Raw genomic sequence first — 21444 nt, forward strand, 5'->3', positions numbered from 1 at the left:
CCCTGGCCACCGGTGAGGGCACGATCTGACCCCAGGACTCCTAGGTCCGGTGGACGAGAGTGCTCACCCACCAGCGGCTACAGGCACCGAGTCTGCCCGAACAGCCGACCCGGTAGCTCCCATTAGTGGGCGCCCTCCTCGCCCTCGCGGGCGTGCTTGGGCAGCAGGAAGGCCACCAGGAACGTCAGCAGCAGCATGCCGTCCACGACCCACAGGATGGTCTTCATCGCCTGGCTGAAGCCCTCCTTGCCCGCGGTGGCGCCGGCCGTCATGACCGCCTTCTGCACGGCCGCGCCCGCCTGCGGCGAGGTCGCCGAGGCCCGGCTGTCGGCCTCGAGCCGGACACAGGACGCGGGCACCTCGGCCGGGTCCTTGGCGACCGCGCGGTCGTGCCCGCAGGCGCGGATCCCGGTGACGATCCGGTCCTGGGCGGCCCCGGTCACCTGGACGGCGGCCAGGTCGGAGCGCAGCTTCGGCGTGACGTCGTCGGAGGCGGTCGCGACGCTGCTCCCGAGGAGCCCGAAGAACACCGTGCCAAGGAGCGCGACGCCGAACGCGCTGCCGAGCTGCTGGATCGCGGTCAGCGACCCGGAGGCCGAGCCGGTCTCGTGCTGCTCGACGCCGGCGAGCACGATGTTGAAGAACGGCGCCATCAGCATGCCCATGCCGATGCCGGTCAGCAGCAGCGCGGGGACGAACTGCCAGGGCGTCACGCCGATGCCCGCGACGTTCAGGGTGACGATGACGCCGAACACGCCGAGGGCCATGAGCAGCGCCCCGCCGTGCAGGAGCTTGCGCCCGTACTTCTGCAGGGGCTGGGCGATGCCGAACCCGACGATCATGCCGAGCGACCACGGGACGCTCGCCAGGCCGGCCTTCAGGGTGGAGTACCCGAGGCCGATCTGGGTGTAGAGGCTGAACACCAGCGAGAAGCCGACCATCCCGGAGAAGAACACCAGACCGGTCACCAGGCCGCCGGTGAAGGCCCGCTTGCGGAACAGGCTCGGGACCACGAGCGGGTCGCCGCCGTTCCTGTTCTTGCGCGCCTCGAACCAGCCGAAGACCGCGAAGACCACCACGGACGCGCCCATCATCAGGAAGGACCAGAGCGGCCAGTCGTACTCGCGTCCCTGGACCAGCGGGAAGACGATCAGCAGGCCCGCCAGCGAGATCAGGAACATGCCGGTGAAGTCGAGCTTCAACGGGTGGGGTGACCGTGACTCGGGGAGGAACCGCAGGCCGGCGAGGACGGCGAGGATGCCGAGCGGCAGGTTGATCAGGAAGATCATGCGCCAGCCGGTGCCGAAGAAGTCGGCGTCGATCAGCCAGCCGGCCAGGATCGGGCCGCCGACCGAGGACAGGCCCATGATCGGCCCGAACATGCCGAACGCGGCCTGCATCTCCTTGGGCGGGAACATCTCCTTGATCATGCCGAGTCCCTGCGGGAGCATGACCGCGCCGAACAGGCCCTGGATGACCCGCGCGGCGATCAGCAGCTCCGGCCCCTGGGACACCGCGCACAACAGCGAGCCCACGGTGAAGCCGATGGCGCCGATGAGGAACATCCGCTTGCGTCCGAAGATGTCGCCCAGCCTGCCGCCGGTGACCAGCCCGACGGCCATCGACAGGGTGTAGGCGGCGCCGAGCCACTGGATGACGGCCGCGCTCCCGCCCAGCTCGGCGCGGATGGTGGGGGACGCGATGTTGGTGACCATCGCGTCGAGAAGGTCCATCACCTCGGCGGCGAGGATGACGAACAGGGCGGCCCAGCGCCACCTGTACGGCGCCTTCTCGGGTGGAGCTTGGGTCGGGGAGGTATCGATGGTCGTCATGGGGGACTCCTTGGGAGCGGGCGCCGTCCGCGCCCTAAGAACAGTGTTCACTTGATACGAGCAGTGTTCTATCATCGAACGGTGTTCGTACTCAAGTGCGGCGTTCTTAAGATATGTCGCATCTATCGCGACGACAAGATATATCGCGAAAAAAATCGGTGTTCTCGGCACCGAGCACTGTTCGGCGGCCAACTAGACTTGGCCGGAAGTCCGGACGACCACGCCAAGGGGCGGTGACTCATGAGCGAGCCGGAGTCCGGCGGCGAATCGATGGCCCCCCCGCCCTGGGAGCGGTCCCGCAGGCGGGTCGCGCCCGTCCGCGTCCCCCTCACGCTCGAACGCATCACCGACGCGGCGTTCACCGTCCTCGACCGCGAGGGGTTCGAGCGGCTCAGCATGCGCCAGGTGGCCGCCGAGCTCGGCGTCGCCGTCTCCGCCCTGTACGCCCACGTGGCGGGCAAGGACGAGCTCCTGCAGCAGATGTACAACCGGCTGTTCGAGGGCTACGAGCTCCCCGACCCCGACCCCGAGCACTGGCAGGACCAGGTCAAGGACTTCGCCCGCCAGGGACGCGAGCGGCTGCTGGCCCACCGCGACATGGCCCGCATCTCCATGGCCCACGTGCCCTTCACCCCGGAGCTGCTGCCGCACATCGAGCGCCTGATGGCCATCTTCCGCGCAGCCGGGCTGCCCGACGCGGTGGCCGCGGCGGCCGGCGACATGATCTCCACGTACATGGACGGGTTCACCTACGAGGAGAGCATGTGGGAGGAGCGCCGCCGCACCACCAAGGCCGACAGCTGGGAGGAGATGCAGGCCACGATCAAGGGGTACTTCGACGCGCTCCCGCCCGAGCGGTTCCCCCACCTGGTCGCGCTGTCGGGCCTGATGTTCGACGAGTCCAACGACGACCGGTTCGAGCTCGGCCTGGACATCATCATGCGCGGCCTGGCCTCCTACATCCAGCCGGGCCCCCAAGGCTGATCGCCGCCGGCCCGGGGCCGCGGTCACCTCGGCGCGGACGGGCCCGCGGAGGGTGCGGCGTTGTAGGCTGGCCGGCGTGCAGGCGACGGTGCGCGACTTCGACCCCGAGACCCGTTCGGGCTCGGTCTTCCTCGACGACGGTGCCGAGATCCCGTTCGGCGCGGACGCCTTCGACGCGGGCCCGCTGCGGCTGCTGCGCTCGGGTCAGCGGGTGAACATCAGGGTGCGGGACGACGTCATCACCGTGATCACCCTGTCCACCTTCCCGCTGCCCGACTAGGCCCGCGCCGCGGGCGTGCCCGGAAGGTCCCCGGCGTGGCCGTGGGCTGAACATGGTCGCGCCCGGAACCCCTGATGAGGGTGTCCGGGCGCGTAGCGGGCCGGTGGTGCGTCACTTCTTCTTGGAGGCCTTCTTCCCGGCCGCGTTGACCTGATCCTTGAAGTCGGCACCGGGCCGGAACTTCGGCCCCCAGCTCTCGGCGACCTTGATCGGCTCCCCGGTCGACGGGTTCCTCGCCTGGCGGGCCGGCTTGTGTGCCATCTCGAACGCGCCGAAGCCCGTGATCGAAACCTTGTCCCCGTTCGAGACGGCGTGCTGGATGGCCTCGACAATCGCGTTCACGGCCTCGGTGGCCGTTTTGCGGTCGCCGACACGATCGGCGATGGCGTCGACGAGTTCTCGCTTGTTCATCTGGATTGCTCCCCCTGTTACCGCTGTCTGAGGATGAGCGCGGGGGAGGGCGCCGCCCTCCCCCGTCCCATCCGGTGTGCCAAGCGCGGGGTTCCGGCACGCACCTGCCAGTCAACGGTCAGAAACCCCTTACCCGCTTGAAATTAAGGGACGCGGGGCCAGGACTCAATCACATTCCGCGTTGTTTCGCCTACGCGGCGTGTCGGAATGCTCTTCCAGATCAGCGAGAAAGGCGTCCAGACGGGCGCCGGCGTGCTCGACATCCCTCTTGGAAAGCTCACAGATCACAACGAAACGGCGCGCGACTCGCTCCCGCTCCTCGGGAGAGAGCCGCGCGGCGGCCACGCGGCGATACGCGTCGCGCAGTCGCCGCGCCAGCTCGTCTTCGGGGCCGGTGCGCTCGGTCAGACGGTCGTCGGCAGCCATGACTGCCGACCATTCTCGTACGTCTCGACGTCATCGGCGTGCCGCAGGGTCAGCCCGATGTCGTCGAGGCCCTCAAGAAGCCGCCAGCGGGTGTAGTCGTCGATCTCGAAACCGGCGGCCTCGGCGCCCCAGCGCACCTGGCGCGCGGACAGGTCCACGGTCACCTCGGTCGCGGGGTCGGCCTCGATGGCGGACTGGAGCGCCTCCACGGTCTCCGCCGGCAGGACGACCGGCAGCAGCCCCATCTTGGTGGAGTTGTTGCGGAAGATGTCGCCGAACCGGGCCGCGACCACGGCGCGGAAGCCGTACTGCTGCAGGGCCCACACGGCGTGCTCGCGCGAGGAGCCGGTGCCGAAGTCGGGGCCGGCGACGAGGACCGAGGCGCCCTCGTACACGGGGTCGTTCAGGACGAACGCCGGGTCCTCGCGCCAGGCCGCGAAGAGCCCCTTCTCGAACCCGGTGCGGCTGACCTGCTTGAGCCACACGGCGGGGATGATCTGGTCGGTGTCCACGTTGCTGCGGCGCAGCGGCACGCCGCGGCCGGTGTGGGTGGTGAAGGCTTCCATGCTGCGGGGCTCCTTACAGGTCGGCGGGCGCGGTGAGACGGCCGGTGACGGCGCTGGCGGCGGCGACCGCCGGGGACACCAGGTGGGTGCGCCCGCCCTTGCCCTGGCGGCCCTCGAAGTTGCGGTTGGAGGTGGACGCGCTGCGCTCGCCCGGCGCGAGGATGTCGGGGTTCATGCCCAGGCACATCGAGCAGCCGGCCTCGCGCCACTCGGCGCCCGCGGCCGTGAACACCTCGTGCAGACCCTCGGCCTCGGCGTCCGCCTTGACCTGCATCGAGCCCGGCACGATCAGCGTGCGGGCCGCGACCGTGCGGCCGCGCAGCACCTCGGCGACGGCGCGCAGGTCCTCCAGCCGGCCGTTGGTGCACGAGCCGACGAAGACGGTGTCCACCTGGATCTCGCTGAGCGGGGTGCCGGCGGACAGGCCCATGTAGTCGAGCGCGCGCTGGGCTGCGGCGGGGTCGGAGGTCTCCTCGGGCACCGGGACGGCCCCGCTGAGCGGCGCGCCCTGCCCGGGGTTGGTGCCCCACGTCACGAACGGCGCGAGCGTCGAGGCGTCGATCTCGACGACCGTGTCGAACGCGGCGTCGTCGTCGGTCCTGAGCGAGCGCCAGTAGGCCACGGCGGCGTCCCAGGCGTCCCCGGTGGGCGCGTGCGCCCGGCCCCTGAGGTACTCGAAGGTCGTCTCGTCGGGGGCGATCATGCCGGCGCGGGCGCCCGCCTCGATGGACATGTTGCAGACCGTCATCCGGCCCTCCATGGAGAGCCCGCGGATCGCCTCGCCCCGGTACTCCACGATGTGGCCCTGGCCGCCGCCGGTGCCGATCTTGGCGATGATGGCGAGGATCAGGTCCTTGGAGGTGACGCCGAACGGCAGCTCTCCCGAGACCTCGATGGCCATCGTCTTCGGCCGGTAGGCGGGAAGCGTCTGGGTGGCGAGGACGTGCTCCACCTCGGAGGTGCCGATGCCGAAGGCGAGGGCTCCGAAGGCGCCGTGGGTGGAGGTGTGGGAGTCGCCGCAGACGACCGTCATGCCCGGCTGGGTGAGGCCGAACTGCGGGCCGATGATGTGCACCACGCCCTGGCCCGCGTCGCCCATCGGGTGGAGGCGGATGCCGAATTCGGCGGCGTTCTTGCGAAGGGTCTCCACCTGCGCCTTCGACACCGGGTCGGCGATCGGGCCGAGCACCGTCGGGACGTTGTGGTCCTCGGTGGCGATGGTGAGGTCGGGCCGGCGCACCTTCCGCCCTGCGATGCGCAGGCCGTCGAACGCCTGCGGGCTGGTCACCTCGTGGATGAGGTGAAGATCGATGTAGAGCAGGTCCGGCTCGCCGTCGGCGCGCCGTACGACGTGCTGCTCCCATACTTTCTCAGCCAGTGTGCGACCCATGTCGTGAACGCCTCCTTGCGTTTCATCCCTGGGGACGTCTCAACCTTCAAGACAGAAATTTCGGGATATGGACAAGCCTACCCATCCGTCCGGTGAATGCCAGTTGCATCTCGGATAGCGAGACGGCAGTATCGGGGTATGGACAACTCTAGCGGAGTCGGCGTACTCGACAAGGCCGTACTCGTTCTCAACGCGCTGGAAGCGGGACCCGCGTCGCTGGCGCAACTCGTGCAGGCCACAGGGCTGGCGCGCCCCACGGCCCACCGGCTGGCCGTCGCGCTGGAGCACCACCGCATCGTCTCCCGCGACACCCAGGGCCGCTTCATTCTGGGGCCCCGATTGTCGGAGTTGTCCACCGCGGCCGGCGAGGACCGCCTGCTCGCCGTCGCCTCCCCCGTCCTCACCCACCTGCGCGACCTGACCGGCGAGAGCGCGCAGCTCTACCGCAGGCAGGGGGACGAGCGTGTGTGCGTGGCCGCCGCCGAGCGCGCCAGCGGGCTGCGCGACACGGTGCCCGTCGGCACCTCGCTCCCCATGACCGCGGGGTCGGCCGCCCAGATCCTGCTCGCGTGGGAGGAGCCCGACCGCCTCCACCGCGGCCTGCGCGGCGCCAAGTTCACCGCCGCCACGCTGGCGAGCGTGCGCAGGCGGAGCTGGGCCCACAGCGTCGGCGAGCGCGAGCAGGGCGTCGCCAGCGTCTCCGCCCCGATCCGCGGCGCGGGCGGCAAGGTCATCGCCGCCGTCTCGGTCTCCGGCCCGATCGAGCGCCTCACCCGCACGCCCGGCCGCATGCACGCCGCACCGGTGGTCGCCGCCGCCGAGCGCATCACCGAGGCCATGCGACGGGCGAACTGAACGACCGGTCAACCGCACCGCCAGGTACGTGTTGTCCCAACTGGTGCCGGCCGTCCCCGCCGATCGGGCGCGCGCTCACCGATTGGATGTGGAAGCCGTGCTAACTGATTAGAGACGGCCGCCGCCAAGCACTAGCCTGGCGGAGTGACAGATCGCATCGAGGCAGCGGCAACGGAGCTGCGTCCCCTCCTTCAAGAGTTCATTCTCTGGGCACCAGACAACGCACCGGACAGTGATCCTGACCTGGTGGGACCCGCCGCACTCTGGCACCGCCTGATCGCTCGTGACGACGTCCACCTGTGGAAGCGTGACGATCTCCGCCCCGTCCTGGTGGAACGGATGCCTCAAGTGGTCGAGGATCCGGACGCGGCGGCCGACGGCATGATCCCGGCCGTGCGCGCCTACCTCACCTTCCTCTCCGAGACCGGCCGCCTGGCGAAGGGGTCCGACGCCCTCGACGACCTGCTCGACGAGCTCGACGCCGTCGAGGACGACTTCGTCGAGGCGATGGAGGAGGTCCTCGGCGAGCGCGACTGGGACGAGGAGGAAGAGGACCTCGACGAGGAGGAGGTCGAAGGCCTCGGCGACTTCGAGCCCTTCGCCGACGAGCTCGGCGACCTGCCGACCATCCGCCTGCGCCCCGACGCCGAGCTGGCCACCGCCGCCCGCGCCGTACCGCTGATCTTCAAGGCCCGTGACCTGGCCGTCTGGGTGGGCAAGGCCCGCAAGGTCGGCGAGGACACCCTGCTCAGCGACGAGGAGATCCGGCAGGCCCTGGCCGTCGTCGGGCTTCCCGAGCCGGGCGAGCGCCCGCTCGCCCACGCGGTGCCCGCCCTGTGGAACCTGTGGAACCTCGCCGTCGACCTGGAGTTCCTGACGCCCGACGGCGAGGACACCGTCAGCGTCGACGAGGACACCGCCGCCTGGCCCTTCGAGAACGACGAGGACGTCCTCGACGCCTGGATGCTCGGCCTGCACTCCGTCGACTACGGCGACCCCGAGCTGGACGACGACGATCTGACCCTGGCCCTGTCCGGCCTCACCCGCGCGCTGCTGATCCGGCTGCTGATCGCGGGCGGCGAACGCACCCTGGACGACCTGCGCGACGAGCTGGCCGAGGCCGCCGCCGAGTTCGACGACCTCGGCGCGAGCGCCTGGGCCGACGCCGGCGACCCGCTCGCCCCCGTCCTGGAATGGCTGTCCGGCTACGGCATGATCACCGTCTCGGGCGACCGGGTCGGCCTCACGCCGCTCGGCACCGAAGGCGTGGTCCACCTGCTGGACGACGACGACATCGAGGTGGACGCGCGCCCCGCGATCGACGCGATGACCGCCCTGGACCTGCTGTCGTTCAGCGCCGACCTGCCCGAGGACGAGGCCGACACCGAATTCGCCGCCTGGATGAAGCTGCGCGAGCCCGCCACGGCCGCCGAGGAGCTGCTGGAGGCCGCCGCCGAGGACGAGGCCGACGCGCTCATCCGCGTCCAGGCCGCCAGCCTCGTGGGGTCGCTCGGGCCGGTCGCCGTCCCGGCCTGGCAGGAGGCGCTCAACGAGCCGTCGCTGCGCCCGTACGCCGCGACCCATCTCGCCCAGCTCGGCGTCGAGGACGCCCCCGAGCCCAGCCAGAGCGACACGCACTGGCTGATCCTCGACATGTGGACGATCTCGGCGGGCCTCGGCCGGCCGGAGTTCGTCAGCAGCCTGCACGACATCGGCCCCGCGCCGGTGCTGAGCAGCCTGCTCGAAGTGATCTGGAAGGTGCCGCACCCGCACGTCGAGGAGCTGCTGGAGGCCGTCAGCGACGCCCACCCCGACAAGCAGGTCGCCAAGGCCGCCAAACGCGCCCTGTTCAAGGCCCGCTCCGGCGCCGGCGACCGCGAGTGACCCCCGGGGCCGGGCGGGACGGGTGATCGCTTCGGCGGCGGCCCGCCCGTCCGGCCCCGCCCGTCCGGCCCGCCGGGTCCGGACGCCGAACGGGCGTGGACGCGAAAAAACCCTCGGAAGACGCTTCCGAGGGTTCCCGATCTCTGTGTAGCCCCGACCGGATTCGAACCGGCGCTACCGCCTTGAGAGGGCGGCGTCCTAGGCCACTAGACGACGGAGCCAGGCTTACACGATCTGGGTCTTGCTGTGGCAGGTGGTAGTCCCGACCGGATTCGAACCGGCGTTACCGCCTTGAGAGGGCGGCGTCCTAGGCCACTAGACGACGGGACCTTGCCACTGCCTGCCGGATTCACGACGGTGAACCGACGGAGGCGCCCCTGCGGACGCCTTGGCAACGGGCGTTACTCTACCGCACCCGTGAGAGCACGACCAAACCGATTCCCCGGCCCCCGCGCGGATCACGCCCCCGGCCAGGGAAAGCGAAAACGCCTATGCCTTCGAGAAGGCATAGGCGTCACACGGTTGAACTGCTGGGGTACCAGGACTCGAACCTAGACTAGCTGAACCAGAATCAGCCGGGCTGCCAATTACCCCATACCCCATTGCTCGCGACCCCCGCCTGTCAGCCGGGCCCGCTCGCGACTCCGAAAGAATAGCCCAGCTTGAGGGTCAAGACCAAAACGATTGCCCAAGCGGCGGATCACCCCTGGTGAACCCCGTCGCCGGCCGCGTGGGGACGACCCCTCAAGGAGTGCCGGGAGCCTGTTCCCTGTGTAACGCTGGGAAGAACCTTTGCCACGTGAGGAGCCTGTGCGTTGACCGAGAACCCCTTCTTCGCCCCGAGTGCCCTGCCCTACCGGCTGCCGCCCTTCGCGGAGATCCGCGAGGAGCACTACGCGCCCGCCTTCGAACGCGGCATGGCCGAGCAACTCGCGGAGGTCGAGGCCATCGCCGGCAGCGCCGACCCACCGACCTTCGACAACACCGTGGCGGCGCTCGAACGGTCCGGGCAGCTCCTGTACCGCGTCTCCACGGTGTTCTTCAACCAGGCCTCCTCCGACACCGGCCCGGGGCTCCAGGCGATCCAGAAGGACGTCACCCCCAGGCTCGCCCAGCACAGCGACGCGATCCACCTCGACGCCCGGCTGTTCTCCCGGATCAAGGCCATCTCCCCCGACGGCCTCGACGCGGAGCGCAAGCTGCTGCTGGAGCGCTACGTCACCGACTTCGTCCGTGCGGGCGCCGAACTGGCCCCCGAGGACCAGGAGCGCCTCAGGGGCCTGAACGAGGAGCTGTCAGGGCTGTCGACCCAGTTCGAGCAGAACCTGCTCGCCGACACCAACGCCTCGGCGATCGTGGTCGAGGACGTCGCCGAGCTGGACGGCCTGTCCGAGGACGACATCCGGGGCGCCGCCGAAACCGCCAAGGCACGCGGGCTCGACGGGAAGTACGTGCTCACCCTGGTGCTGCCCACCGGGCAGCCCGTGCTGACCGAGCTGACCAGCCGCGGCCTGCGCGAGCGCATCCACAAGGCGTCCGCCGGGCGCGGCCTCCGGGACAACTCCCCGCTGGTCGTGCGCATGGCGCGGCTGCGGGCCGAGCGCGCCGCACTGCTCGGGTACGGCAGCCACGCCGAGTACGTCGTCGCCGACCAGACCGCGCCGGGCACGGAGGCCGTCACCGAGATGCTGGCCAAGCTCACCCCGGCCGCCGTCGCCAACGCCCACAAGGAGGCGGAGGCGCTGCGCGAGACCGCGGGCTTCGACATCGCGGCCTGGGACTGGTCCTTCTACGCCGAGAAGGTGCGCGAGGCCCGCTACTCCATCGACAGCCGGCAGATGCGGCCGTACTTCGAGCTGAACCGGGTCCTGTGGGACGGGGTGTTCCACGCGGCGGGCAGGTTGTACGGGATCGGCTTCACCGAGCGCACCGACCTCGTGGGGTACCACCCCGACGTGCGGGTCTTCGAGGTGTCCGACGAGGACGGCTCGCCGCTCGGGCTGTTCCTCGGCGACTTCTACGCCCGCGCGTCCAAGCGCGGCGGGGCGTGGATGAACAGCCTGGTCAAGCAGTCGGAGCTCGAAGGCACCCGGCCGGTGGTGGTCAACAACCTCAACATCGTCAAGCCGCCGGCCGGGGAGCCGACGCTGATGACCTTCGACCAGGTCAACACGATGTTCCACGAGTTCGGGCACGCCCTGCACGGGCTGTTCTCCGCCGTCCAGTTTCCGCGCTTCTCGGGTACGGCGGTGCCGCGCGACTTCGTGGAGTACCCCTCGCAGGTCAACGAGATGTGGGGGGTCTGGCCCGAGGTGCTGGCCAACTACGCCCGGCACCACGAGACGGGCGAGCCGATGCCGCAGGACCTGGTCGACCGGATGCTGGAGTCGCAGAAGTTCAACCAGGGCTTCGCCACGGTGGAGTACCTGGCCGCGACGCTGCTCGACTGGGCGTGGCACACGGTCGACGCGGACGGGAGCGACCCGCAGGAGTTCGAGGCGCGGGCGCTGCGGGACGCGAACGTGGACCTGCCGCTGGTGCCGCCGCGCTACCGCAGCACGTACTTCGCGCACATCTGGTCGGGCGGGTACAGCGCCGGCTACTACTCCTACATCTGGAGCGAGGTCCTGGACGCCGACACCGTCGAGTGGTTCAAGGAGAACGGCGGCCTCACCCGGGAGAACGGCGACACCTTCCGCCGCGAGCTCCTGTCCAAGGGCGGCAGCGTGGAGGCCATGACGACCTTCCGCGCCTTCCGCGGCCGCGACCCCCGCATCGAGCCCCTCCTGGAGCGCCGCGGCCTGCTGTGACCCCCCGTGTCCGGGCGGCCGGCCCGGACACGACCGGTCACCCGGGTGGCGGCGTGGTCAGGCCTGGAGCTTCGCCAGGGCGGCGCGCAGGCGGTCCATGGCCGCCGCCCGGCCCAGCACCTCGATGGACTCGAACAGCGGCAGCCCCACCGTGCGCCCGGTGATCGCGACGCGGACCGGGGCCTGGGCCTTGCCGAGCTTGAGCCCGTGCGCCAGGCCGACCTCCTCCAGGGCGGCCTTCAGCGACTCGGGGTCGAAGGAGACGTTCTCCAGCCGGTCGAGATAGCCGGAAAGGATGTCCGCGGCGCCCGGTTTCATGGCCTTGTCCCAGCTCGGCTGGTCGAAGACGGGTTGGTCCAGGAACAGGAAGTCGACGTTGGCCGTGATCTCCGACAGCAGGGCGATGCGCGTCTGGGCGAGCGGGGCCACCTTGGCGAAGGTCTCGCGGCTCCAGCTCGGGTCGAGCCAGGGCTCGCAGCGCCGGGCGAAGACCTCGGCCGGCAGCGCCCGGATGTACTCACCGTTGAACGCCCGCAGCTTCTTCTCGTCGAAGAAGGCCGGGGACGGGTTGACGTCGGCCAGCCGGAACAGCGGCACCATCTCCGACCACGGCATGATCTCGCGGTCGTCCCCCGGGCCCCAGCCGAGCAGCATCAGGTAGTTGACCATGGCCTCGGGGAGGTAGCCCTCGTCGCGGTAGGACTCCAGGGCCACCTTGTCGCGGCGCTTGGACAGCTTCTGCCGCTTCTCGTTGACGATCACGGGGACGTGCGCCCACACGGGCGGGGTGACGCCGAGGGCCTGCCACAGCAGCTGCTGCTTGGGCGTGTTCGACAGGTGCTCCTCGGCGCGGACGACCTGGGTGATCCGCATCTCGATGTCGTCGATCACGTTGGCCAGGACGAACAGCGGGGAGCCGTCCCCCCGGGCGACGACGAAGTCCTCGATGGCCGCGTTCGGGAACTCCACCCGGCCGCGTACCAGGTCGTCGACGACGGTGACGCCGGTGTCGGGCGTGCGGAAGCGCACCGCGCCCTCGCGCAGGCCACGGTCGCGGCAGAAGCCGTCGTACCCCTGGTGCTCAGAGCCCGTGCGCGCCTTCACGTCGTCGCGGGTGCAGGTGCAGTGGTAGGCCTTGCCGTCCGCGACGAGCTTGGCCGAAGCGGCGCGGTGCTGCTCCTCGTACGCCGACTGGAAGTAGGGGCCCTCGAAGTACGGCGACTCGCCGTTGATCCCGATCCAGGCGAGCGCCGAGATGATGCCCTCGGTCCACTCGGGACGGTTGCGCGCCGCGTCGGTGTCCTCGACGCGCAGGACGAACCGGCCGCCCGACTGCTCGGCCAGCGCCCAGTTGAACAGGGCCGAACGGGCGCCGCCGACGTGGAACATTCCGGTCGGGGACGGGGCGAAGCGCACCCGTAGCGCGGCGTCCGGCTCAGGGGCGCCGGCGGGGCCTTGGAGATCAGTCACGCGGAACCACCCGGTTCGTGAGAGTGCCGATGCCTTCGATTCCGACGCTGACCTCGTCGCCGTCGTCGAGCGCGCCGATCCCCTCCGGGGTGCCGGTGAGGATCACGTCGCCGGGGATGAGGGTCATGACCTCGGTGATGTAGGCGATCAGCTTGGGGATGTCATGGATGAGCTGGGAGGTGCGCGCGCTCTGCCTGAGCTCGCCGTTCACGGTCGTGGTGATGGCCAGGTCGTCGGGGTCCAGTTCGGTCTGGATCCACGGGCCGAGCGGGCAGAACGTGTCGAAGCCCTTGGCGCGCGTCCACTGCCCGTCCTTGCTCTGCAGGTCACGGGCCGTGACGTCGTTCGCGCAGGTGTAGCCGAAGATGACCTCGCGGGCCCGCTCGACCGGCACCTCGCGGCACAGCCGCCCGATGACCAGGGCCAGCTCGCCCTCGTAGTCGACGCGCTCGGAGAGTTTGTGCGGGTACACGATGGACTCGTTGTGGCCGATCACCGACGTGGACGGCTTGCTGAAGATCAGCGGTTCGGCGGGCGGCTCGTTGCCCATCTCCCGCGCGTGCTCGGCGTAGTTCCTGCCGACCGCGATGATCTTGCTCGGCAGCATCGGCGGGACCAGGCGCACCTCCTGGAGCGGGTAGCGCTCACCGGTGAACTGGATCGTGCCGAACGGATGCCCGTCGATCCGGGAGACGAACTCCTCACCCTGAGCGCCTTCGACCACGCCGAACGCGACACCTTCACCCGTGGAGAACCTCGCGATACGCACCCCTCAAGGCTAGTGCCGCCCGCCGCCCCGCGAGGACACGGCGCTGATCGTAAGGTGGCGGTACCCGTCCGGCGCCGCGTGGGCGGGTGCCCGTACGCCTATGCCTTTATGCCTGACGAGGAGTGGACATGTCCGTTGTGAAGATCAACGCGCTGACCGTCCCGGCCGCGATGCGCGAGGAGCTGGAGCGCCGGTTCGGGAGCCGGGCGGGGATGGTCGAGTCCTCCGACGGCTTCGAATGGTTCGAGCTGCTCAGGCCGGTCGAGGGGACCGACACCTACCTGGTGTACACGCGGTGGCGCAGCGAGGAGGACTTCCAGCGCTGGCAGACGAGCGAGGCCTTCCAGGCGGGCCACGCCCGCGCGGTCGCCGACGCCGAGGCCCAGGGCCGCGGCGGCCAGGGGCACGGCCACGGGCAGGGCGGGCCTGCCGCGACGGACTCGCAGCTGTGGTCGTTCGAGGTCATCCAGAGCGTCGGCCGCAAGGAGTAGCACCGGCCTGGCGCGCCGGAGGGTCCGCGCCCGCGTCCTGGCCTGGATCCGCGTCGTGGCCCGGCGCGCCGGGGCTCATTCGTGCGCGGAGGTGGCGCGGGTGAAGCGGGTGGCCCAGTCGCGCAGGTGGACGACCAGCTCAGGCGGGTGGACCACCTCGAAGTCCGCGCCCAGCGACCCCAGGGCCATGGCCGGCCAGTCGAGCGTGTCCGAGGTCATCCGCAGCCGGCACCGCCCCTCGTCGATCTCCTCGACCGTCCCCCACCGGCCGACGCGGTCGCGCACCCTGCCGGCGGGCGCGTGCACGACCACCTCGCAGGCGAGCGGCGGCACGATGCTGTCGATCCCCTGGCGGACGAAACCGGCCGCGTCGTCGGCGGGCAGCTCGCGCGGCCGGAACCGCTCCCTGGTGCCGAGCGGCCCGTCGAGGCGGTCGAGCCGGAAGCTGCGCCAGCCGTGGCGGCCCAGGTCGTAGGCGACCAGGTACCAGCGGCGTCCCAGCGAGACCAGGCGGTGTGGCTCGACGTAGCGCGCGCTCTCCTCGCCGTCGCGCGCCTTGTAGGCGAAGCGCAACCGCTCCTCGTCCCTGCACGCCTGGGCGACGGAGGTGAGCACACCGGCGTCGACCGTCGGCCCGGCGCCCCACACCGTCGGCACGGTGGCCGTGCTCAGCGCCTCGATGCGCCGTCGCAGCCTCGGCGGCATGACCTGCACGACCTTGGTCAGCGCGCGGACCGACGACTCCTCGATGCCGGCGACCGACCCCTGCGCGGCCATCCGCAGGCCGACGGCGAGCGCGACCGCCTCCTCGTCGTCGACCAGGAGCGGAGGCAGCGCGGCGCCCGCGGCGAGCTGGTAGCCGCCGTCGACGCCGCGGTGGGCCTCGACCGGGTAGCCCAGCTCGCGCAGCCGGTCGACGTCGCGGCGCAGGGTGCGTACCGACACCTCGAGCCGGTCGGCCAGCTCCGTGCCCGGCCAGTACCGGTGGGTCTGGAGCAGGGACAGCAGCCGCAGGGTGCGTGAGCTCGTGTTCGCCATGTCTTCAGGATGCTCGTCATTCAGGTCAGAAAGTGGCCGCTATCCACCATAGCGTGAGCTCATCGTCCTCGTTCTCAGGAGATCTCGATGACCGCAATACTCGAAGCCCCGCCCGGAACCGGTACCGCGCCGCTCTACCGGTGGCGCTGGCTCGCGTTCTCGGCCGTGATGGCGTCGAGCGTGATGGACCTGCTGGACTCGACGGTGATCAACACGGCCGCGCCGGCGATCCGCGCGGACCTCGGGGGGTCGTACGCCAGCGTGCAGTGGATGGCCGCCGGGTACACCATGGCCCTCGCGGTGACGCTGCTCATCGGCGGGCGGCTCGGTGACATGTTCGGCCGCAAGCGGATGCTGCTGATCGGGGTCGGCGGGTTCACCGTCGCGTCGATGCTGTGCGCGGCGGCCCTCTCGCCGGAGATGCTGCTGCTCTCGCGGGTGCTCCAGGGGGCGTTCGGCGCGGTGATGCTGCCGCAGGGCTTCGGGCTGATCCGCGACCTGTTCCCGCCCGCCGAGATGCAGAAGCCGTACACCGCCTTCGGGCCGATCATGGGCCTGTCCGCGGTGCTCGGTCCCATCGTCGGCGGCGCGCTCATTCACGCCGACCTGTTCGGCACCGGCTGGCGCATGATCTTCCTGGTCAACGCGCCGATCGGCCTGTTCGCCCTGGTCATCGGGGCCAGGTTCCTGCCGGTGACGCCCCCGGCCGTGCGGTCCGCCCGCCTGGACGCGGTGGGCGTGGTCCTGGCCGCCGCCGGGACGTTCACCCTGATCTTCCCGCTGGTCCAGGGCCGCGAGCTCGGCTGGCCCGTCTGGATCCTGGCGATGCTGGCCTGCTCGGTCCCGATCCTCGGCCTGTTCGCCGCCTACCAGGTGCGCCGCAAGCGGTCAGGCGGCGTCCCGCTGATCGAGCCCGCCGTGTTCACCAGGCGCCCGTACGTCTCCGGCGTCCTGTTCGCGACCGTGTTCATGGGCGCGATGGGCGGGACGATGCTGACCCTCGGCGTCTTCATGCAGGTCGGCCTCGGGTACTCACCGCTGCGCGCCAGCCTGACCACGCTGCCGTGGGCGGCCGGGGCGTTCATCGGCTCGGGGATCAGCGGGGCCCTGATGGGCAAGCTGGGCCGGACCCTGCTGCACATCGGCACGGTGGGCATGGCCCTTGGCATGGCCGCCCTGTACGTGGTCCTGCGGACCTCCGGGACCGGCATCGGCAGCACCGACTTCATCGTCCCGCTGCTGATCGGCGGGATCGGCATGGGCATGATCTTCGTACCGCTGTTCGACATCATCCTCGGCGGGGTCGCCGACCACGAGGTGGGCTCGGCGTCCAGCGCCCTGCAGGCCATCCAGCAGCTCGGCATGTCGCTCGGCATCGCCGTGATCGGCACGATCTTCTTCGGGCTCCTCGGCACACAGGCCGGGCACAACTTCGACACCGCCGCCGCGCCCCGGCTGCGGGCCGAACTGACCGCCGCCGGGGTCCCCGCCCAGGCTCAGGGGCCGATCGTCGCCGGGGTACGCGCCTGCGTGCACGACCGCGAGACCGAGGAGAACCCCGACGCGACGCCCCCGAGCTGCGCGGCCGGCTCCCTGCCCACCGCCCCGGCGGTCGGCGCGGCCGTCACGGCGGCCGGGCGGGAGACCCACATGCGCGACTCCCTCGGCGCCGCCGAGACGACCGCGCTGGTCACCATCGCGCTGATCGTCCTCACCTTCGGCCTCGGCTTCCTGCTCCCCAAACACGCCCGCACCCAGACCATGTGACCTCACCCCGTCCCCCGTCCCCCGTCCCCCGTCCCGCCGTACCGCTCGCTGTACGCCCCCGGCCGCGCACCTCGCGGCCGGGGGCGTACGCGTTCCCGTGGAGCCCCTGCTCCGGCGCCGTTTCTGGGAGTTGGCTGGCATCCCGGCATCTGGTTGTTAACGATGTGACCGATGGGGCTCCTGCGGCTTGACCAATTCGGTGTGAATCGGACAGCATGATCCGCCCCCATCCTGGTCACGGAAGGAACTGGCGTGCGCCGCCGGACACGAGCTCTCGGTCTCATCATCACCCTCCTCCTGACCGGTGGCGGGATCACCCAGGCGGCCCCGGCCGCCGCCCGGAGCTCGGAAGCGCGGGCGACCGCCAAGCCCACCCCCGAGTGCCAGGGCGACTGGCTACCGGCCACGCCGACGTCCACGCAGGTCATGTCCGGCGAGGTGCAGTTCCTCGACCTGCCGCCCGTCAAGATCGGCAAGACGATCAACTGGCGCTGGAGCCCGTACAAGAACCGCTCCTGGGACATGGTGTTCTCCTCGCTGCGCTGGGTCGGCCGGCTCGTGGCCGACTACGAGACCTCCGGGGAGGACGCCTACCTCAAGCGGGCCACCGAGCTGACCAAGAGCTGGGTCGAGAGCAACCCGCGCGGCGGCTCAGGCGCGAGCCAGTACGCGTGGGCCGAACATCCCATCGCGCTGCGCGCCCCCGTCCTCGTCTGCCTGAGCAGGCACGTCAAGGCCTCATGGCTCACCCGCAGCCTCGCCGACCACGCCAAGATGCTGTCCAACCCGGCCCTGTACGAAAAAGGCCACAACCACGGCATGGATCAGGACATCGCCCTGCTGCGCATCGGCTGCCGTACCGGCCACAAGGAGTGGGCCGACCTCGCCGTCCGCCGCATGACCGGGTCGGTGAAGCTCGACATCGACTCCCAGGGCGCGCTCCAGGAGCAGGCGCCGCGCTACGGCATCTACGTGCACGAGCGGCTCAAGGTCGGCATGGAGGCCATCACCGACTGCGGGCGCAAGGTGCCGTCCGAGATCGCGAAGCGCTGGGAGTCGCTGGAGGCGTACATCACGCACGCCACCGAGCCCAGCGGGTTCATGGTGCCGATCGGGGACGGCGGCGCGGACGTCCGGCCGGCGGGGTTCCAGCACGCCAAGCAGACCGTGAAGATCTTCAAGGCCGGGTACGTCTTCGGGCGCACCGCGTGGGACAAGCCCGAGTCGGCGTACTACTCCATCCGGTTCGGCCCCGGCCTGAAGTTCCACGGGCACGAGGACCACATGGGCGTCACCTACTACGCGCAGGGCCACGACGTGCTGGTCGAGGCCGGTTTCCACTCCTACGAGAAGACGCCGTACCGCTACTGGACCATCTCCCCCGAGGCGCACAACGTGCCCGTCGTCGTGGGCAAGCCCTTCCGGGGCCACACGGCCACGAAGCTGGTGAGCTCGTCGGTCAAGGACGACCGGCAGTCGTACAAGCTGACCGACAAGGCCTACGGGGTGACCCGGACGCGTTCGGTGCTGGTCAACCACGGCGAGGACCTGATGGCGGTGCTCGACACCGTTCCGTCCGGCACGCGGGCACGCAGCTACTGGCACCTCGACCCGGCGCTCTCCCCGGTGTCGACCCACGGCGGCCGGATCGTCGTGAAGGACAAGTCAGGCTGGAAGGCCACCCTCGTCCAGCTCGCGATGCCCTCCTGCAAGCCGATCTCCGGCCAGTCGGTCGTACGGGGCGCGTCGAGCCCCTTCCAGGGCTGGATCTCACCGACCTACATGAGCAAAGTACCCGCCTCGGTGGTCGTCTCCCCCGCCACGCCCTCCCTCCTCACCATCGTCACCCCCGGCACCGACAAACCCACCATCACCTGCTCCGGCCCCCGAGTAACCATCAAAACCCCCGACACCCAAACCACCCTCCGCGCCCGGGCGGGCACCCTCTCCTGACCCCACCCCCCTGAGCTCGCAGTCGTCCGCTCCATCGCTACACCTCGGTTCCGCGATTTCACAACGCCTCGGTTCCGCGATTTCGCGACCCGGTCGTTTCTCCTGCTCCTGCCGTGTCAGCTCGGCGCCGACGCGGCGGGACGTGGTACGGCGAATCCGGCGCCGTCTTGCGGCGGCCAGACCGGTGCATGATCGCCGAATCAGCGGTTGACCTTGTCACTGGCGTCAACGTCTAACATCAACGCGCTCCGCGAAAGCGACCCAGACCCTGGTACCGCGATACCGACGCCGAATGGAAGACGATGACCGCCACCCCTGGCCCCGACGACCGTACGTCCCTGCTCGACCATGACCGCCGGTTCTTCGACGCGCTGATCGCCGCCGACGCGGACACCCTCCGCATCCTGCTCTCGGACGATTTCCTCCTGGTCGGTGTGGCCGACGGCTCCATCGCGACCAAGCACGACCTGCTCGGCGCCGTCTCCAGCGGCGCCCTGACCTTCCCGGCGATCGACTCGTTCCCCGACGAGGCCATCGTCCGGCGCGTCGGCGACACCGGCCTCGTCGTCGGACGTACCAGCATGAACTTCACCGCCCCCGACGGCACCACCTTCACCGCCGCGAGCCGCTACACCCACGTCTTCACCACCACCCCCGCCACCCAAGGCTGGCGCCTCACCTCCGCCCAGGGCACCGAGATCAAACCCGGCTGACCGTACGCGAACCACGCCCATCGGTCGCGACCACCCACCAGGGCTACCCACACGGCCCGCTGGACGTGATCAACGCCGGTGAATCAGGTCGATGCCTGCACCTCGGACAACCGTCGCGCGAGCGACTCCAACGTGGCCACGATCTGGGCGACCTCTTCCGGCTCAACGCCGAGCGCCTTCGCCAGAGTGTCATCCACCGTCACCATGTCAGCCCGCCGCTGCCCCTGCTCGCGCATGCCAGGAGCCGGCCGTACGAGGGTGCGCCGCCGGTCGGCGGGGTCCGGCTCGGTCACCATCACCCCCCCGTCGCGGAACTTGGCGACCGCCGCCGACACCAGGCTCTGCGGGAAGCCGGTACGCGAGGTGATCTCACCGATGGAGCTGACGGAGTGCTCGAAGACGTCGACGAGGATCGTGCGGGCGCTGACCGGCAGCGTGTGGAAGCCGGACCGGGGAATGGCGTCCTGCCCGATCTTGATCAACTTGTGCCCCAGCAGGAACAGTTCGAGCCCGTTCATGCCACCCATGATGCACCATTCGACAGATGCATCACGATATTGATATATCTAATTCCTGATGCATCTACGAACCGATGTACCCCGGCCAGAGGGAACCCCATGACGATCTTGAACACCGAGCACGTCCCCGGCGCGCGACTCCACTACGTCCTGCGCGGCTCCGGCCCGCTGCTCGTCCTGGTCGCAGGCGGGGACGGCGACGCCTCCTCCAGTGACGACCTGGCCGCCCGGCTCGCCGACGACTACACGGTCCTCACCTACGACCGCCGAGGCCTGTCCGGCAGCACCATCGACGACCCGAGCGACCCCCCGACCGTCACCACCCACGCCGACGACCTGCACCATCTCCTCGCCGCCGTCACCACCGAGCCCGCCTACGTCTGTGGCAGCAGCATCGGTGCCCTGATCAGCCTGGAACTGGTGTCCCGTCACCCCGGCCAGGTCGGCGTCCTGGTCGCGCACGAGCCCCCTACGACGCAACTGCTTTCCGAAGCGGAGCGCACCCGGGCCGCTCACGACCAGCGGGAAATCGAGGAGACCCACCGGACGGAAGGCACTTTCGCCGCCCTGCTGAAGTTCGCGATCCTCACGGGCATCGACCTGAACGACCGTGAACCCGACGTCAAGGCAGCGCCTCGGGGCCCCGGGCGCCTGCCGAACCTGGAGTTCTTCCTGACCCACGACGCCCCGGCGGTCAGACGTCACCTACTAGACCTGCCCGCCCTCAAATCGGCGTCCACCCGCATCCTCCCCGCCGTCGGCAAGACCTCCGCCCACACCTGGCCCCACCGCTGCACCCTCCTCCTCGCCGAACACCTCGCCGTCCCACCCACCACCTTCCCCGCCGGCCACAACGCCCTCACCTCCCACCCCCAAGCCTTCGCCACCCGCCTAACCCAACTCCTCACCCCGAACCCAATTCCCTAACTGCACACACCCTTGGTAATACAGCCCGCCACAACCCCGCCCTTGACACACCCACGCTCAAGCTGTGCCAAATGGGGCAATCCGTGTCGGTCCTAGCACTCCCATCCATACGGAAGGCAGCTCACGCACACCTCGAAGTCAGCCCCGCTGATCGAACTCGGTGTTCTTGAGGTCGGCGATGAAATCCCGCCATTGGGTCGCGTGAACGACCAGTTTCGGACCTTCGGGATGTTTCGAATCACGTAACAGGTAGACATCCTCAACAACGGCCACCTCCACACAGTTGGCGCCGTTGCCGCTCCGGCTGCTCTTGCGCCATGTGATATGGGACAAGTCCACTTGCTCCCCCTACTTCTCAGC

At 70.1% G+C, this 21444-nt stretch carries 20 protein-coding genes and 3 tRNA genes; 10 read left to right on the plus strand and 13 right to left on the minus strand.

The features are described from left to right. Positions 1-122: 122 nt before the first annotated feature. Complete coding sequence (locus NYZ98_RS29130; RefSeq protein ID WP_262846768.1) at positions 123-1832, minus strand: MFS transporter; 1710 nt, start codon at positions 1830-1832, stop codon at positions 123-125. Between the two features lie 240 nt (positions 1833-2072). On the opposite strand from NYZ98_RS29130, the gene NYZ98_RS29135 reads away from it, so the two are divergent. Together NYZ98_RS29135 and NYZ98_RS29140 are read left to right on the plus strand one after the other, a co-directional pair. Then, entirely contained in the window at positions 2073-2816 is a 744-nt protein-coding gene (locus tag NYZ98_RS29135) for a TetR/AcrR family transcriptional regulator (protein WP_262846769.1), read from the plus strand. A 76-nt stretch (positions 2817-2892) separates the two neighbouring features. Next, on the plus strand, positions 2893-3096 hold the full coding sequence (locus tag NYZ98_RS29140; protein ID WP_262846770.1) for a hypothetical protein: 204 nt from the start codon (positions 2893-2895) through the stop codon (positions 3094-3096). A 111-nt stretch (positions 3097-3207) separates the two neighbouring features. Here NYZ98_RS29140 and NYZ98_RS29145 read toward each other — a convergent pair whose 3' ends face one another. The 4 genes from NYZ98_RS29145 to leuC form a co-directional block, all read right to left on the minus strand. Further along, a complete protein-coding gene (locus tag NYZ98_RS29145) occupies positions 3208-3507 on the minus strand; it encodes an HU family DNA-binding protein (RefSeq protein ID WP_262846771.1) in 300 nt (99 codons plus the stop codon). A 165-nt stretch (positions 3508-3672) separates the two neighbouring features. Beyond that, positions 3673-3933, minus strand: a complete 261-nt coding sequence (locus NYZ98_RS29150) for an SCO5555 family protein (RefSeq protein ID WP_262846772.1) — start codon at positions 3931-3933, stop codon at positions 3673-3675. Then, on the minus strand, positions 3912-4499 hold the full coding sequence (gene leuD / locus NYZ98_RS29155; RefSeq protein ID WP_262846773.1) for a 3-isopropylmalate dehydratase small subunit: 588 nt from the start codon (positions 4497-4499) through the stop codon (positions 3912-3914). The genes NYZ98_RS29150 and leuD overlap by 22 nt, the downstream gene beginning before the upstream one ends. Positions 4500-4512: 13 nt before the next feature. After that, entirely contained in the window at positions 4513-5889 is a 1377-nt protein-coding gene (leuC, locus tag NYZ98_RS29160; protein WP_262846774.1) for a 3-isopropylmalate dehydratase large subunit, read from the minus strand. A 138-nt stretch (positions 5890-6027) separates the two neighbouring features. Between leuC and NYZ98_RS29165 the strand changes: the two genes are divergently transcribed. Beyond that, the gene (locus NYZ98_RS29165; protein ID WP_262846775.1) at positions 6028-6744 is read left to right on the plus strand and encodes an IclR family transcriptional regulator; all 717 of its coding nucleotides are present in this window, start codon (positions 6028-6030) and stop codon (positions 6742-6744) included. A 246-nt stretch (positions 6745-6990) separates the two neighbouring features. Beyond that, on the plus strand, positions 6991-8628 hold the full coding sequence (locus NYZ98_RS29170; protein ID WP_262846776.1) for a hypothetical protein: 1638 nt from the start codon (positions 6991-6993) through the stop codon (positions 8626-8628). Positions 8629-8776: 148 nt separating this feature from the next. Here NYZ98_RS29170 and NYZ98_RS29175 read toward each other — a convergent pair. The 3 genes from NYZ98_RS29175 to NYZ98_RS29185 all read right to left on the minus strand — a co-directional run bounded on the left by NYZ98_RS29175 (position 8777) and on the right by NYZ98_RS29185 (position 9230). Next, positions 8777-8849: transfer RNA gene (locus NYZ98_RS29175), tRNA-Glu, on the minus strand. 33 nt (positions 8850-8882) lie between these two features. After that, positions 8883-8958: transfer RNA gene (locus tag NYZ98_RS29180), tRNA-Glu, on the minus strand. A gap of 200 nt (positions 8959-9158) precedes the next feature. Next, positions 9159-9230: transfer RNA gene (locus NYZ98_RS29185), tRNA-Gln, on the minus strand. A gap of 213 nt (positions 9231-9443) precedes the next feature. Here NYZ98_RS29185 and NYZ98_RS29190 point away from each other — a divergent pair. Then, the gene (locus tag NYZ98_RS29190; RefSeq protein ID WP_262846777.1) at positions 9444-11438 is read left to right on the plus strand and encodes a M3 family metallopeptidase; all 1995 of its coding nucleotides are present in this window, start codon (positions 9444-9446) and stop codon (positions 11436-11438) included. 57 nt (positions 11439-11495) lie between these two features. Here NYZ98_RS29190 and gltX read toward each other — a convergent pair whose 3' ends face one another. Then, positions 11496-12854 (minus strand): glutamate--tRNA ligase, encoded by a 1359-nt coding sequence (gltX, locus tag NYZ98_RS29195; protein ID WP_262846828.1) that lies wholly within the window; start codon positions 12852-12854, stop codon positions 11496-11498. 46 nt (positions 12855-12900) lie between these two features. Further along, positions 12901-13677, minus strand: coding sequence for a fumarylacetoacetate hydrolase family protein (locus tag NYZ98_RS29200; RefSeq protein WP_262846778.1), 777 nt, complete (start codon positions 13675-13677; stop codon positions 12901-12903). Positions 13678-13805: 128 nt separating this feature from the next. Here NYZ98_RS29200 and NYZ98_RS29205 point away from each other — a divergent pair, with 128 nt between their 5' ends. Next, positions 13806-14168 carry an antibiotic biosynthesis monooxygenase family protein gene (locus NYZ98_RS29205; protein WP_262846779.1) on the plus strand — a complete coding sequence of 121 codons (363 nt, stop codon included), beginning with the start codon at positions 13806-13808 and terminating at the stop codon, positions 14166-14168. Positions 14169-14243: 75 nt separating this feature from the next. On the opposite strand, the gene NYZ98_RS29210 is transcribed toward NYZ98_RS29205, so the two are convergent. After that, positions 14244-15206, minus strand: a complete 963-nt coding sequence (locus NYZ98_RS29210) for a helix-turn-helix transcriptional regulator (protein WP_262846780.1) — start codon at positions 15204-15206, stop codon at positions 14244-14246. A gap of 87 nt (positions 15207-15293) precedes the next feature. Between NYZ98_RS29210 and NYZ98_RS29215 the strand changes: the two genes are divergently transcribed. The 3 genes from NYZ98_RS29215 (at position 15294) to NYZ98_RS29225 (ending at position 19639) form a co-directional block, all read left to right on the plus strand. After that, positions 15294-16973, plus strand: coding sequence for an MFS transporter (locus tag NYZ98_RS29215; protein ID WP_262846781.1), 1680 nt, complete (start codon positions 15294-15296; stop codon positions 16971-16973). Positions 16974-17225: 252 nt separating this feature from the next. Next, positions 17226-18926, plus strand: coding sequence for a heparinase II/III family protein (locus tag NYZ98_RS29220; RefSeq protein WP_262846782.1), 1701 nt, complete (start codon positions 17226-17228; stop codon positions 18924-18926). A 302-nt stretch (positions 18927-19228) separates the two neighbouring features. Beyond that, positions 19229-19639, plus strand: a complete 411-nt coding sequence (locus tag NYZ98_RS29225) for a nuclear transport factor 2 family protein (RefSeq protein ID WP_262846783.1) — start codon at positions 19229-19231, stop codon at positions 19637-19639. Between the two features lie 83 nt (positions 19640-19722). On the opposite strand, the gene NYZ98_RS29230 is transcribed toward NYZ98_RS29225, so the two are convergent. Continuing rightward, positions 19723-20157 carry a MarR family transcriptional regulator gene (locus tag NYZ98_RS29230; protein ID WP_262846784.1) on the minus strand — a complete coding sequence of 145 codons (435 nt, stop codon included), beginning with the start codon at positions 20155-20157 and terminating at the stop codon, positions 19723-19725. 99 nt (positions 20158-20256) lie between these two features. Here NYZ98_RS29230 and NYZ98_RS29235 point away from each other — a divergent pair, with 99 nt between their 5' ends. Then, a complete protein-coding gene (locus NYZ98_RS29235) occupies positions 20257-21084 on the plus strand; it encodes an alpha/beta fold hydrolase (RefSeq protein ID WP_262846785.1) in 828 nt (275 codons plus the stop codon). 138 nt (positions 21085-21222) lie between these two features. Here NYZ98_RS29235 and NYZ98_RS29240 read toward each other — a convergent pair whose 3' ends face one another. Next, a complete protein-coding gene (locus NYZ98_RS29240; RefSeq protein WP_262846786.1) occupies positions 21223-21423 on the minus strand; it encodes a DUF397 domain-containing protein in 201 nt (66 codons plus the stop codon). Positions 21424-21444: the final 21 nt, after the last annotated feature.

This window comes from Sphaerisporangium corydalis, from assembly GCF_025506355.1.
In the GTDB taxonomy this organism is placed as follows: domain Bacteria; phylum Actinomycetota; class Actinomycetes; order Streptosporangiales; family Streptosporangiaceae; genus Sphaerisporangium; species Sphaerisporangium corydalis.